Genomic DNA, 13,129 nt, shown 5'->3' on the forward strand with positions numbered 1-13,129 from the left:
GCGGCGGCACGCCTGCATGCCGCCGCTGCCAGGATCAGGCTATCGCCACTTCAAAGCAGCACCTTCGCGTGATGCGCGATGTGGTCTTCGATGAAAGTCGAGATGAAATAATACCCGTGGTCGTAGCCTTCGTGACGACGCAAGGTCAACGGCTGTCCCGCGGCCTTGCAAGCGGCTTCGAACACGTCCGGATTCAGCTGCTCGGCGAGGAACTGATCCGCCAGCCCCTGATCGACCAGAATCCCTGCCGCGAATTTGCTCGATGCGTGAGCCACCAGCTCGCTCGAGTCATACTGCTTCCACGCTGCCCGGTCTTCGCCGAGATACCCGCTGAAGGCCTTCACACCCCACGGACACTGCGAAGGCGCGGCAATCGGCGCGAACGCCGACACCGAACGATAAATCTCCGGGTTACGCAGCGCCAGCATCAACGCGCCATGTCCCCCCATCGAATGCCCGAAGATGCCCAGACGCGCACCGTCCACCGGCAGATTCGCGAGTACCGTTTCGCGCAGTTCATCGCGCACGTACGAGTACATTCGATAGTGCTTCGCCCACGGCTGCTGCGTTGCGTCGACGTAGAAGCCCGCGCCCACGCCGAAGTCCCACGCCGCGCTTTCGCCCGGCACGCCCGCACCGCGCGGACTGGTGTCCGGTGCAATCAGCGCGACGCCGTGTTGCGCGGCGAAGCGCTGCGCGCCCCCTTTGATCGGAAAGGTTTCTTCCGTGCAGGTCAGACCGGCGAGGTAAAACAGCGCGGGCACGTTTGCATTGGCCTGCAAGGCCTGCGGCGGCAGATAGACCGAGAAACGCATCGGCAAACCAATGGTCTGCGAATCGTGCCGGTAGATCCGCTGCTCGCCGCCGTGGCAGGCATGCGACGACAATAGTTCAAGCATCCACATGCTCCTTTCTGTGCTGGGTCGGTTCCGTACAAGTGCTGTATTGGCGCCGCATTGATGCGGCGCTAGTGCCGCCTTAGTACAGCACGACCGAGCGGATCGACTCACCCTTCTTCATCAGATCGAAGCCTTCGTTGATGCGTTCGAGCGGCAAGCGATGCGTGATCAGATCGTCGATGTTGATCTTCCCTTCCATGTACCAGTCGACGATCTTCGGCACGTCGGTGCGGCCACGTGCGCCGCCGAACGCTGAACCTTTCCACTCGCGACCCGTCACCAGCTGGAACGGACGCGTGCTGATTTCCTCGCCCGCCGCCGCCACGCCGATGATGAACGACTGGCCCCAGCCCTTGTGCGTGCACTCCAGCGCCTGACGCATCACCTTCGTGTTGCCGATGCATTCGAACGAATAGTCCGCGCCGCCATCGGTGAGTTGCACGATGTGATCGACCACGTTCTCGACTTCGTTCGGGTTGATGAAGTGGGTCATGCCAAACTTCTTCGCCAGTTCGACGCGGCCTGGATTCAGATCGACGCCGATGATCTTGTCCGCGCCGACCATCTTCGCGCCCTGAATCACGTTCAGGCCAATCCCGCCAAGACCGAACACCACCACGTTCGCGCCCGCTTCAACCTTCGCCGAATACACGACAGCACCGACGCCCGTCGTCACGCCGCAGCCGATGTAGCAGATCTTGTCGAACGGTGCGTCTTCACGCACCTTCGCGACCGCGATCTCCGGCACGACGATATAGTTCGAAAACGTGGACGTGCCCATGTAGTGAAACAGCGGCTTGCCGTCCAGCGAGAAACGCGAGGTCGCGTCGGGCATCAGGCCTTTGCCTTGCGTCGAGCGGATCGCCTGGCAGAGATTGGTCTTGCGCGACAGACAGAATTTGCACTGCCGGCATTCCGGCGTGTAGAGAGGAATGACGTGATCGCCCTTCTTCAACGTGCCGACGCCAGGACCGACATCGACAATCACGCCCGCGCCTTCGTGGCCGAGAATCGCCGGGAAGATGCCTTCGGGGTCGGCGCCCGAGAGCGTGTAGTAGTCGGTGTGACAGATGCCGGTCGCTTTCACTTCGATCAGCACTTCTCCGGCGCGCGGCCCTTCGAGATCGACTTCTTCGATCGTCAACGGGGCGCCTGCTTTCCATGCGATTGCTGCTTTGGTTTTCATCGTGAATGCTCCTATGAGTCTGTGAATGCGTGGCGCGTCGCGCTGCGATATTGCGCGGCGCGCCGTTGACGGGTTCGACCGATGCGGTCCGCTTGCCGAGATTCGAACGCAGCGCCTGATTCGCGGGCCGGGCAGCGGACCCACTCTGCCGCTGCTGCATGGCCCAAAATTCCGACCCACGATGTAGCGCGCGAAAACCGCCATGGTATTGCAAAGTGCGCCGCGGCATTGTCCCTCTGTACCATCGGTTCGCCTACGGATGCGCAGCCGCGCCGAACCATGATTCGACGCGGCCATACAAATCGAGAAAGCGTGCATAACGTTCGGCGAGCGCCGCATCGCCTTGCGGCCCGGCAACGCGCGTCGCGCCCGGCGCAAGCGCGGCGAGATCGCTCGCATGCCAATATCCGCTCGCCAAGCCGCCGAGAATTGCAGCACCGCGTGGCGCCGCGTTCGGACAATCGACCGCGTGGAGCTCAACGTTCAGCGCATCGGCGAGCAATTGCCGCCAGCGCGCATCGACTGAACCACCGCCCGCGAGTTTCAATGACGTCACCGTCGCGCCGCTCGCGCGAATCGCGTCGAGCCCGGCACGTAGCGAGAACGCGACGCCCTCGAATGCGGCGCGCATCATCGTGCCGCGCGTGTGATCGAGCGCCAGGCCGAGCCAGCCACCACGCGCGGCCGGGTTGAGCCAAGGGGTACGCTCGCCGGTGAGGTAGGGCAGGAAGGTGAGGCCGGTTGCAGCGCCGGGAGCGCCGCCCGATAGACTGCCTGTGGTAGCGCCCGACACACGGCCAATCGCGCCGCTGGACACACCACCCAACGCGCCGCCCGCGACGTCGCCCGCAACATTGCCGGACGCATTTCCCGCCACATCGCCAAACGCATCACGATAAGCATCAGCCCATTCATACCCCAGCCAGCCGCGCACACGTTCAAGCGCGACGCCGACGTTTTGCATCGCCGCCATCCGATACCAGTGATCGCTCGCTGCTCGATAGCGATGCAGGCCCCTGATCGCTTGCGGCGCCTGTTCGGCGAGCACCACGATTTGTCCGCCGGTGCCTGTCGTGAGCATCGCGTCGCCATCGCGCGCGAGACCGCTGCCGAGTGCCGCGCATGGCGTATCGGCAGCGCCGGTCGCGAGCACGATGCCAGCGCGCAGACCCAGTTCCTGCGCGGCTTTCCGCGACAAAATGCCACCCGCCGCATAGGACGGCGCGAGCGGTGCAAACCATTCATGCGGCAATTCGAGCCGCTCGAGCAGCGCGCGATCCCACACACCGGCGGGATCGGCAAGCGCGGTCGCGCAGGCGTCGGAAGGATCGGTTGCGATCGCGCCGCCCAGCGCGACGCGCAGCCAATCTTTCGGTTGCAGCGCCCAACGCGTCTTCTGCGCGGACTGCGGTTCGTTCTGCACGATCCAGCGCAGCAAAGGGCCAGCCATGCCGGGCGCAACGGGATTCGGCTGCGGCTCGGGCCACTGCTCAAGCACGGCCAATGCGCGCGTGTCGGGCCAGAGCATGGCGGGGCGCACGGCTTCGCCCTCGGCGTCGATCAGCACGACACCGTGCATCTGTCCAGAGAACCCGATGGCCTGCACGTTGCCGCGCAGACCGGCAGGCAAGCGCGCCGCCGCTTCGCATAGCGCGCGCCACCAGGTTTGCACCGACGTTTCCGCCCAGCCCGGATGCGGCGTTTCGAGCGCGTAAGCGACACTCGCCGCGGCCAGCTCGCGGCCGTTTTCATCGATGATTGCTGCTTTGAGGGAGCCGGTGCCGAGGTCGATGCCAAGAAAACTCATGGGCGATAGAACGTCAATTTGAGGCTGGGGATAAGCACGCAAAAGGTGCCTGGAACAGCGTGCTTTCCGTCACCGCTGCGTCGCTTCGGAAGCGCGCCCGAATGCACACTGAAAACCCGGAATCGCGGGTTAACCCCGCCGCGCCGCGCGTTGCATGAAAACAGCACTATGCGTCGAGCGAGATACACCTCATTGATTCTCACACATATCTCGTTAAGGCGGGCGCGCCCGGTTCATGGCCCGCAGCGCCGCTGCGCGGGACTTACCGCCGATTTACGCGGGGTGCGCATTTCTTTTAGCTTTCAAATCGGCCTCATGCATATCGTCACCGGGAATGCCGGAATAGGCCCCAGTGGTCTTGTTGCACTTTTTCGTTCCGCATACCTTGGAGCCATCCCAAAACGAGATGGTGGAGAGAGACAAAATGCAATCGAACACGGTTCACCCGTGCGACGAGCGACTGCCCACAGGCCAGTTGCTCACGCTCGGCATTCAGCACGTTTTGGTGATGTACGCAGGCGCAGTTGCTGTGCCGCTGATCATCGGCGCGGCGCTCAAATTGCCGAAAGACCAGATCGCGTTTCTGATCAGCGCCGATCTGTTTTCCTGTGGCATCGCCACGCTGATTCAGACCCTGGGTCTGTGGATCTTCGGCATCCGTCTGCCGGTCATCATGGGCTGCACCTTCGCGGCCGTCGGTCCGATGGTCGCGATCGGCACCAATCCCTCGCTCGGCATTCTCGATATCTTCGGCTCGACGATCGCGGCCGGGGTCATCGGCATTCTTCTCGCGCCGGCGGTCGGCAAGTTACTGCGATTCTTCCCGCCGGTGGTGATCGGCGTGGTGATCTCGGTGATCGGTCTGTCGCTGATGGAAGTGGGCATCAACTGGGCGGCCGGCGGCGTGGGCAATCCCGATTACGGCAACCCGATCTACCTCGGGCTGTCGCTGGTCGTGCTGATGCTGATTCTGCTCATCAACAAGTTCGCCAAGGGCTTCGTCGCCAATATCTCGGTGCTGCTCGGCATCGTGGCGGGTTTCGTGATCGCGCTGGCGCTTGGCCGCGTCAACATGGAAGGCGTCACGCACGCACCATGGGTCGGCTTCGTGATGCCGTTCCATTTCGGCCTGCCGCATTTCGATCCGCTCGCGATCGCGACGATGGTCACCGTGATGTTCGTCACCTTCATCGAATCGACCGGCATGTTCCTCGCCGTCGGCGATATGGTCGATCGTCCGGTGGATCAGAAGACGCTGGTGCGCGGCCTGCGCGTCGATGGTCTGGGCACGTTGATCGGTGGCATCTTCAACTCGTTTCCGCATACCTCGTTCTCGCAGAACGTCGGACTGATCGGCGTGACGGGTGTGAAGAGCCGCTTTGTCTGCGCGATGGGCGGTGTGATCCTGGTGCTGCTGGGTCTGTTTCCGAAGATGGCGCAGGTGGTGGCCTCGGTGCCGGCCTTCGTGCTGGGCGGCGCGGGCATTGTGATGTTCGGCATGGTCGCGGCGAACGGTATCAAGGTGCTGGCCAAGGTCGACTTCGTGAAGAACCATCACAACCTGTTCATCGTCGCGGTGAGTATCGGCATGGGTCTGGTGCCGGTGGTGTCGCCGCAATTTTTCTCGAAGCTGCCGCCGGCGCTGTCGCCGCTGCTGCATAGCGGGATCCTGCTGGCTTCGGTATCGGCGGTGGTGCTGAACCTGATCTTCAACGGTGTGAAGAGCGAGAAGAAGGCGCAGTGCGAAATTCGCAAGGCCGGGCATGATTTCGACGGACGCGGCGGTAATGAGCCGCCACGCGATGAAATGCTGCGGGCGGTGGATTTGCAGTGAATTTTTTTTGGGGACCGGCGTCACGCGACTGGCGTCAGTGAGGTGCTTGAGGTGCGCGAGGTGCTTGAGGGTTGCTGAAGTCACACGCATTCAGCGCAGCAAACAAAAACGCCACGGCATGCCGTGGCGTTTTTTTTGTCACCGGTTGGACAGAGCAGCCTTTCTGAAACCGTGAAAATCTGCCTGTCACACCCGTTGCATAGCGCGGCTTCCGAGGAAACGAAACGCGCCTTGCGCCCCGCCAGACTCAACCCGCCGTCGCTGCCGAAGCTGCAACCGGCGCACTGGCCGCGCCGTAATCGACCGGCGCGTCGGCCGGACGCGGCTGTTCACCGCTCCGCTCGATCCAGCCACCGCCAAGCGCCTGATACAGCGTGACCAGGTTCTGCAGACGCTCCATGCGCGCAGTAGTCAATAACAGTTGCGCCGCATACAGATCGGTCTGCGCGGTCAGCACCGACAGGTAGCTGTCAACGCCGTTCGTATAACGCAGATTCGACAGATCCAGCCGGCGTTGTTCCGCAAAGGTATCGCGCTCCAGCGCCTGGATTTGCTGATCGTACGTGCCGCGTGCCGCCAGCCCGTCCGCCACTTCGCGGAAGGCCGTCTGGATCGCCTTTTCGTACGTGGCAATCTGGACTTTCTTCTGGATGTTGGCGAGATCGAGATTGGCCAGGTTCTGACCGCCCTCGAAGATCGGCAGCGTGATCGACGGCGCGAAGCTCCATGCCGCCGAACCGGGTTTGAACAGACCGCCGAGCGTCGGGCTCAGTGTTCCGAAACTGCCGGTCAGCGAGACCTTCGGGAAGAACGCCGCGCGCGCCGCGCCGATATTCGCGTTGGCCGCGAGCAGATTCTCCTCGGCCTCCATGATGTCCGGACGACGCGTTAGCAGATCGGACGGCAAACCAGCCGGAATATCCGTCAGGAGATTCTGGTCGTTCAACGTTAGACCCGGCGGCAAATCGGCGGGCAGCGGTTCGCCGACCAGCAGCACCAGCGCGTTTTCAGCCTGCGCCCGCAGACGTTCCTGCGACTGCAGATTCGCGCTGGCCGTCTCGACCACTGTTTGCGACTGGCGCAGATCTAGCTCGGAGCCAGTGCCGTTGTCGAACTGCAACTCGGCGATCCGATACGATTCCTCCGAGGTCTTCAACGTGTTCTGCGTGACCTTCAGAAGATCGTCCAGTTGCAGCACCGTCAGATACTGATTCGCCACCTGCGAGACCAGCGAGATTTCCGCCGCCTTGCGCGCCTGAGCAGTTGCCAGGTACTGCGCCAACGCCTGGTCCTTCAGGCTTTGAATCCGCCCGAAGAAGTCGATTTCCCACGAGGCGTTCAGGCCGACCGAGTACGAGTTGGTAATCGTCTGGTTAAAGAACGACAGGTCTTTCGGCGTGCGCTGTTTGCTTTGCGAAACCGCGGCGTCGAGCGTCGGGAACAGCCCCGCACGCACGATGCGGAACTGCGCCGCCGACGCCTGCATGTTCAGCACCGACACACGCAGATCGCGGTTGTTCTTCAGCGCGATCTCGATGATCCGTTGCATGCGCGGATCGACGAAGAAATCACGCCAGCCGATATCGGCCGCGGCCTGGCCGCCAGCGCTGCGCGCCGCGATCGACGTGCCCGCTGACCCCGGGCCCGGTTGGTTCGCGCCCGGCTGCGTTTCATACACGCCGCCGGTCGGGAAGGTGCTCGTCACGGGTTCGGCCGGGCGCTGATACTTCGGCGCCATCGTGCAACCCGCGGCGAACAGCGCAACCGCCACTGCAATCAAAGAGTGTTTTTGCATCTCAATGTCCGTCCTTGCCCGAGCCTTGATCAGTCGACCCGCCGGCCGACCCGCCGCCTTGGCCGTCATGCGGATGGTGCTGGTTATAGTGTTCGAGCGCCTCATCCGGGTCTTCCTTCTCACCGCCAAACTTCGCGCGGATCACGACGAAGAACATCGGGATCATGAAAATCGCGAGGAAGGTCGCGGTCAACATCCCGCCGATCACGCCGGTACCGATTGCGTGCTGGCTGGCCGAGCCCGCGCCGTTACTGATCGCGAGCGGCATCACGCCGAGAATGAACGCGAGCGAGGTCATCAGAATCGGACGCAACCGCAGACGCGCGGCTTCGAGCGCGGCCTCGACCGGCCCCATCCCTTCACCCTGCTGCAACTCGCGGGCGAATTCCACGATCAGAATCGCGTTCTTCGCCGACAGCCCCACCGTGGTCAACAGACCCACCTGGAAGAACACGTCGTTCTCGAGCCCGCGCAGCGTAGCGGCCAGCAGTGCGCCGATCACGCCGAGCGGCACCACCATGATCACCGAGAACGGGATCGACCAGCTTTCATACAGCGCCGCGAGACAGAGGAACACGACGAGGATCGAGATGCCGTACAGAATCGGCGCCTGCGAACCCGACTGGCGTTCCTGCAACGACAGACCCGTCCATTCGTAGCCAACCCCCGCCGGCAGTTTCGCCACGAGTGCTTCCATGGCCGTCATGGCCTGACCGGTCGACTTGCCCGGTGCTGCCGCACCCTGGATTTCCACGGCCGAAATACCGTTGTAGCGCTCGAGCTTCGGCGAACCGTAGGTCCACGTGCCGCTGGCGAACGACGAGAACGGCACCATGCCGCCGGCCGTATTACGCACGTACCAGGCATTCAGGTCTTCCGGCTTCATGCGGAACGGTGCGTCGCCCTGCAGATACACCTTCTTGATCCGGCCATCGGTATCGAGGAAGTTGTTCACGTACTGCGACGCCCACGCGATCGAGAACGTCTGGTCGATCGCCGACAACGAGACGCCGAGCGCCGAAGCCTTCTCGTGGTCGATGTTGACCGTGAACTGCGGCGTATCGTTCAGGCCGTTCGGACGCACCTGAGCCAGCGTCGGGTCTTTCGCCGCCATGCCCAACAGCATGTTGCGTGCTTCCATCAGCTTTTCGTGGCCGATACCCGCGCGATCCTGCAGTTCGAAGTCGAAGCCGGCGGCCGTACCGAGTTCAGGAATCGACGGCGGATTCACCGGATACACCAGCGCGTTCTTGTAGCCCGAGAAGTGCATGAAGAGGCGGCCAACCAGCGCCTGCACCTTCTGATCCGAGTGCTGACGCTCCGCGTAGTCCTTCATCCGCACGAACACGAGACCCGCGTTCTGGCCGCGGCCGGCGAAGCTGAAGCCGTTCACCGTGAAGGTCGATTCGACAATGCTCTTTTCGGTGTTGAGCAGATAGTCGGAGACGTCCTTCAGCGCGCGCGCCGTGGTTTCCTGTGTCGAGCCTGACGGCGTTTGCACCAGCACGAACATCGTGCCCTGGTCTTCGTCAGGCAGGAACGACTTCGGCAATTTCACGAACAGCAGGCCGACCGCGAAGATCACCACCATGTAGATGATCAGCCAACGGCCCGAGCGCTTGATCACGTGGTGCACGCCCGAGTGATACTTGTCGCGGCTCTTGTTGAAGGTGCGATTGAACCAGCCGAAGAAACCGGTGGTTTTTTCCTCGTGGCCCTTTTCGATCGGCTTGAGAATCGTCGCGCACAACGCCGGCGTCAGAATCAACGCGACCAGCACGGACAGCACCATCGCCGCCACGATCGTCAGCGAGAACTGCCGGTAAATGGCCCCGACCGACCCGCCCGAGAACGCCACCGGCACGAACACCGCCGACAGCACGAGCGCCACGCCGACCAGCGCGCCGGTAATCTGGTCCATTGCCTTGCGGGTCGCATCTCGAGGCGATAAACCCTCCTCCTGCATCACCCGCTCGACGTTTTCCACCACCACGATCGCATCGTCCACCAGCAAGCCGATCGCCAGCACGAGCCCGAACATGGACAGCGTGTTGATCGAGAAGCCCACCAGACCCATGATCGCGAATGTACCCAACAGCACCACCGGCACGGCGATCGTCGGGATCAGCGTGGCGCGCAGGTTCTGCAGGAACAGGTACATGACCAGGAACACCAGCACGATACCTTCGAGCAGCGTCTTGACCACTTCTTCGATCGACAGGCGCACGAACGGCGTGGTGTCGTACGGATACTGAACGACGAGGCCGTGCGGGAAGTACTTCGACAGTTCCGCGACCTTCGCGCGCACCGCCTTGGCCGTGGCCAGTGCGTTAGCGCCCGTGGCGAGCTGAATACCGAAGCCTGCCGTCGGCTGACCGTTGTACTTGGTGTCGAAGTTGTAGTTTTCGCCACCGAGTTCGATTCGCGCCACGTCCTTGATGCGGACTTGCGAACCGTCCGGGTTCACCTTGAGCAGCACGTTGCCGAACTGTTCAGGCGTATTCAGCAGTGTGGCTTCCGTGATGGTTGCCTGCAGCACCTGACCCGGCACCGACGGCGTGCCGCCGAGCGAACCGCCCGCGACCTGCACGTTCTGGTTGGTCAGCGCCGTTTGCACATCCACCGGCGTGAGGCCGAAGTTGGTCAGCTTGTTCGCGTCCAGCCAGATCCGCATTGCATACTGCGAGCCGAACAGCGTCACCGTACCTACACCGTCGATCCGGCTGACCGGGTCTTCGACGTTCGACGCGACGTAGTTTGCCAGGTCGTACTTGCTCATGCTGCCGTCTTCGGACACGAACGCCATCACCAGCAAGAAGCTGCTGCTCGACTTCGTGACCTTGGTGCCCAGCTGCTGCACGGCTTGCGGCAACAGCGGCGTGGCGAGCTGCAGCTTGTTCTGCACCTGCACCTGCGCGATGTCAGGATTGGTGCCAGCTGCGAACGTCAGCGTGATGGTTGCCGTACCCGAGTCGTCCGACGTGGACGACAGATACAGCAAGTGGTCAAGACCACTCATCTGCTGCTCGATCACCTGCGTGACGGTGTTTTCCACCGTCTTCGCCGATGCGCCCGGGTACGTTGCGCTGATCTGCACGGCCGGCGGGGCGATGGTCGGGTATTGCGCGATCGGCAACGTAAACACCGACGCGATACCCGCGAGCATCAGAATAATGGCGATCACCCATGCAAAAATCGGGCGATCAATAAAGAACTTTGCCATGAGGCGGGCTCCCTGTTATTACGCGCCCGATGCAGCGGAGGCAGGTTGTGCCGTCTGCGCACCGCTGGCGGCCGGCGCATCCTGAGCGGATGCGTCGGAAGCGGGTGTGGCGGGAAGTTGCGCGGCGACGGTCTTGACCTGCATGCCGGGTTTCGCCTTGTCGGTGCCCTGGACAATCACGCGGTCACCGGCCTTCAGGCCGCTCTCGACCACCCAGTTCGACCCGTACGTGCCCGACGTCACCAGCTGACGCAACGCGACCTTGTCGTCCTGGCCTACGACCAGCGCGGTCGGCTGACCCTTCTGGTCATGCGTGATGCCCACTTGCGGCACGACGAGCGCGTTTTCGTTGATGCCCTCTTCGATCCTGGCGCGCACGAACATACCCGGCAGCAGGACCTTGTCCGCGTTCTTGAAGATCGCGCGAACCGTGACGGAACCAGTACCCTGGTCGACCGTCACGTCGGTGAACTGCAGCTTGCCCTTTTCCGAATAGGTGCGGCCGTCTTCGAGGACCAGCGAGACCTTGGCGGCGTCCGGGCCGCTCGTCTTCAGACGGCCTTCCTGGACGTCGCGGCGCAGCTTCAGACCGTCGAGGCTCGATTGCACCAGGTCCACGTAGGTCGGATCGAGTTGCTGGACCGTGGCCATCAGCGTGGCGGCGCTCGCCTGCACATAGGCGCCCGGCGTGACTTGCGAGATGCCGATCTGGCCCGACACCGGCGACGTCACGTCGGTATAGCCGAGGTTGATCTGCGCCGTGTCGACCGCGGCCTTGCCGGCGGCCACGTCAGCCGCGGCCTGGCCTGCTGAGGCCACCGCGTTGTCGTAGTCCTGCTTGCTGACTGCGTTGGCGGCAACCAGCACCTTGAAGCGGTTGGCTTGCGCGGTGGTCGACGCGAGGTTCGCCTGGGCCTTCGCCAACGTTGCCTTCGCGTTGTTCAATGTCGCGATATAGGGCGCCGGATCGATCTTGTACAGACGCTGGCCGGCCTTGACCTGGTCGCCCTCGGTGAATTCACGGCGCAGCACGATGCCGTCGACCCGTGCGCGGACTTGCGCGACGAGGAAGGCACTGGTGCGGCCCGGCAATTCGGTAATAACGGGCACAGCTGTCGGTTGGACGGTGACAACGCCAACTTCAGGCGTTTGCGGCGGCGGCGCAGATTGTTTTGGTCCGCACGCTGCCAGCAATACGGCAGCCGTCGCGGCACTGATTAAGCGGAATGGAACCCGTTCGACGCGCATGGAGCGACCTCTGTCTAAGACTGAGAATGAAAAAGTGCGCGCATCCCTACCCCGGGGACGACAGCGCACACATGCGTCTTGCGACGCGTGACCGGAAGCCCGTGGGTGCAAACCGAAGCTGCAGGGGCACCCGAGCAAAATGCGCCAAACCCGGGAAATGCCGCACGGCGCGGCCCTTTGGGCACGGCGCAATAGCGTTTTGAAAGGCAACAGTGACGGATATTAACCGGTCGTCACGGCTTGGGCTATCCGATCCTGGGATGCTATTATATATACATCCACGAATGCATGTAAAAGTGCATTTACTTCTCAGGTGCCTAGGGGGCCCGCAAGATCGATTCGCAATTTGCTTAACTGTAGACAGATTGTCATCGAGCGTACTTAAAACCGCTCGGGAAAACCCCACACTCAGGGCAGCTCACACCAGGTATGGTCAGAAGAACCAAAGAAGAGGCGCAGGAGACGCGGAATAGCATTCTCGACGCGGCCGAACGGGTTTTCTTCGAGAAAGGCGTGTCGCGCACGTCTCTCGCCGACATTGCGCAGGCGGCCGGTGTCACGCGCGGCGCCATCTATTGGCATTTCGCCCACAAAAGCGATCTGTTTACTGAAATGTTCGACCGCGTGCTGTTGCCGCTGGATGAACTCAAGGCCGCGTCGCTAGATCCCAATGAGCCCGACCCGCTCGGGCGCCTGATGGAAATCTGCACGGTTTGCCTGCGCGACACGGCCAACGACCCGCGCCGCCGGCGCGTATTCGACATCCTGTTTCTGAAGTGCGAGTTGGTCGAGGAAATGGGACCGGTGATGGTTCGCTATCAGACCAATATGCGCGAAGGGCTGAAGAAGGTCGAAGGCGGTCTGCGCAATGCCATCTCCAAAGGGCAAATGCCGGCCGATCTCGACACCAGCATCGCGGCGGCAATGGTGCACGCGTTCGTCAGCGGATCGCTGCGCGACATGCTGTTTCTGCCGGAGGCGACCGATTTCGGCAAGCATGCGGAGCAAATGGTTGCGGGGATGTTCGATGCGCTGCGGCTGAGTCCAGCGTTGCGCCAGGGGAAGGCGGCGGGGTCCGCTAGCTGAATACTTAGCGCGGCTACGAAACAGCGGGCGGGCTGCGCATTCACGCACTCC

The 13,129-nt window shown here is 62.6% G+C and carries 8 protein-coding genes; 2 read left to right on the top strand and 6 right to left on the bottom strand.

The annotated features are described in order from the left end of the window. Positions 1-50: 50 nt before the first annotated feature. The 3 genes from fghA to PQR53_RS20770 form a co-directional block, all read right to left on the bottom strand. A complete protein-coding gene (gene fghA, locus PQR53_RS20760; RefSeq protein ID WP_408457738.1) occupies positions 51-899 on the bottom strand; it encodes an S-formylglutathione hydrolase in 849 nt (282 codons plus the stop codon). A 79-nt stretch (positions 900-978) separates the two neighbouring features. Next, positions 979-2,085 (bottom strand): S-(hydroxymethyl)glutathione dehydrogenase/class III alcohol dehydrogenase, encoded by a 1,107-nt coding sequence (locus PQR53_RS20765; RefSeq protein ID WP_028197996.1) that lies wholly within the window; start codon positions 2,083-2,085, stop codon positions 979-981. A 253-nt stretch (positions 2,086-2,338) separates the two neighbouring features. After that, on the bottom strand, positions 2,339-3,892 hold the full coding sequence (locus tag PQR53_RS20770; RefSeq protein WP_408457742.1) for a xylulokinase: 1,554 nt from the start codon (positions 3,890-3,892) through the stop codon (positions 2,339-2,341). A gap of 424 nt (positions 3,893-4,316) precedes the next feature. On the opposite strand from PQR53_RS20770, the gene PQR53_RS20775 reads away from it, so the two are divergent. Beyond that, the gene (locus PQR53_RS20775; protein ID WP_408457745.1) at positions 4,317-5,726 is read left to right on the top strand and encodes a nucleobase:cation symporter-2 family protein; all 1,410 of its coding nucleotides are present in this window, start codon (positions 4,317-4,319) and stop codon (positions 5,724-5,726) included. A 247-nt stretch (positions 5,727-5,973) separates the two neighbouring features. Here the strand turns inward: PQR53_RS20775 and PQR53_RS20780 are convergent, their stop codons facing one another. From PQR53_RS20780 to PQR53_RS20790, 3 genes are read right to left on the bottom strand one after another with little or no spacing between them, the layout of a single operon-like run. After that, positions 5,974-7,521: an efflux transporter outer membrane subunit gene (locus tag PQR53_RS20780; RefSeq protein WP_408457747.1), complete on the bottom strand. Its 1,548-nt coding sequence runs from the start codon at positions 7,519-7,521 to the stop codon at positions 5,974-5,976. 1 nt (position 7,522) lies between these two features. Then, complete coding sequence (locus PQR53_RS20785) at positions 7,523-10,744, bottom strand: efflux RND transporter permease subunit (RefSeq protein WP_408457749.1); 3,222 nt, start codon at positions 10,742-10,744, stop codon at positions 7,523-7,525. Positions 10,745-10,762: 18 nt separating this feature from the next. Next, complete coding sequence (locus PQR53_RS20790; RefSeq protein WP_408457751.1) at positions 10,763-11,992, bottom strand: efflux RND transporter periplasmic adaptor subunit; 1,230 nt, start codon at positions 11,990-11,992, stop codon at positions 10,763-10,765. Positions 11,993-12,421: 429 nt separating this feature from the next. Here PQR53_RS20790 and PQR53_RS20795 point away from each other — a divergent pair, with 429 nt between their 5' ends. Beyond that, positions 12,422-13,078 (top strand): TetR family transcriptional regulator, encoded by a 657-nt coding sequence (locus PQR53_RS20795; RefSeq protein ID WP_408457753.1) that lies wholly within the window; start codon positions 12,422-12,424, stop codon positions 13,076-13,078. The last annotated feature ends 51 nt before the right edge of the window (positions 13,079-13,129 follow it).

The sequence above is a fragment of the Paraburkholderia fungorum genome, assembly GCF_046027605.1.
Taxonomy (GTDB): Bacteria; Pseudomonadota; Gammaproteobacteria; order Burkholderiales; family Burkholderiaceae; genus Paraburkholderia; species Paraburkholderia fungorum_F.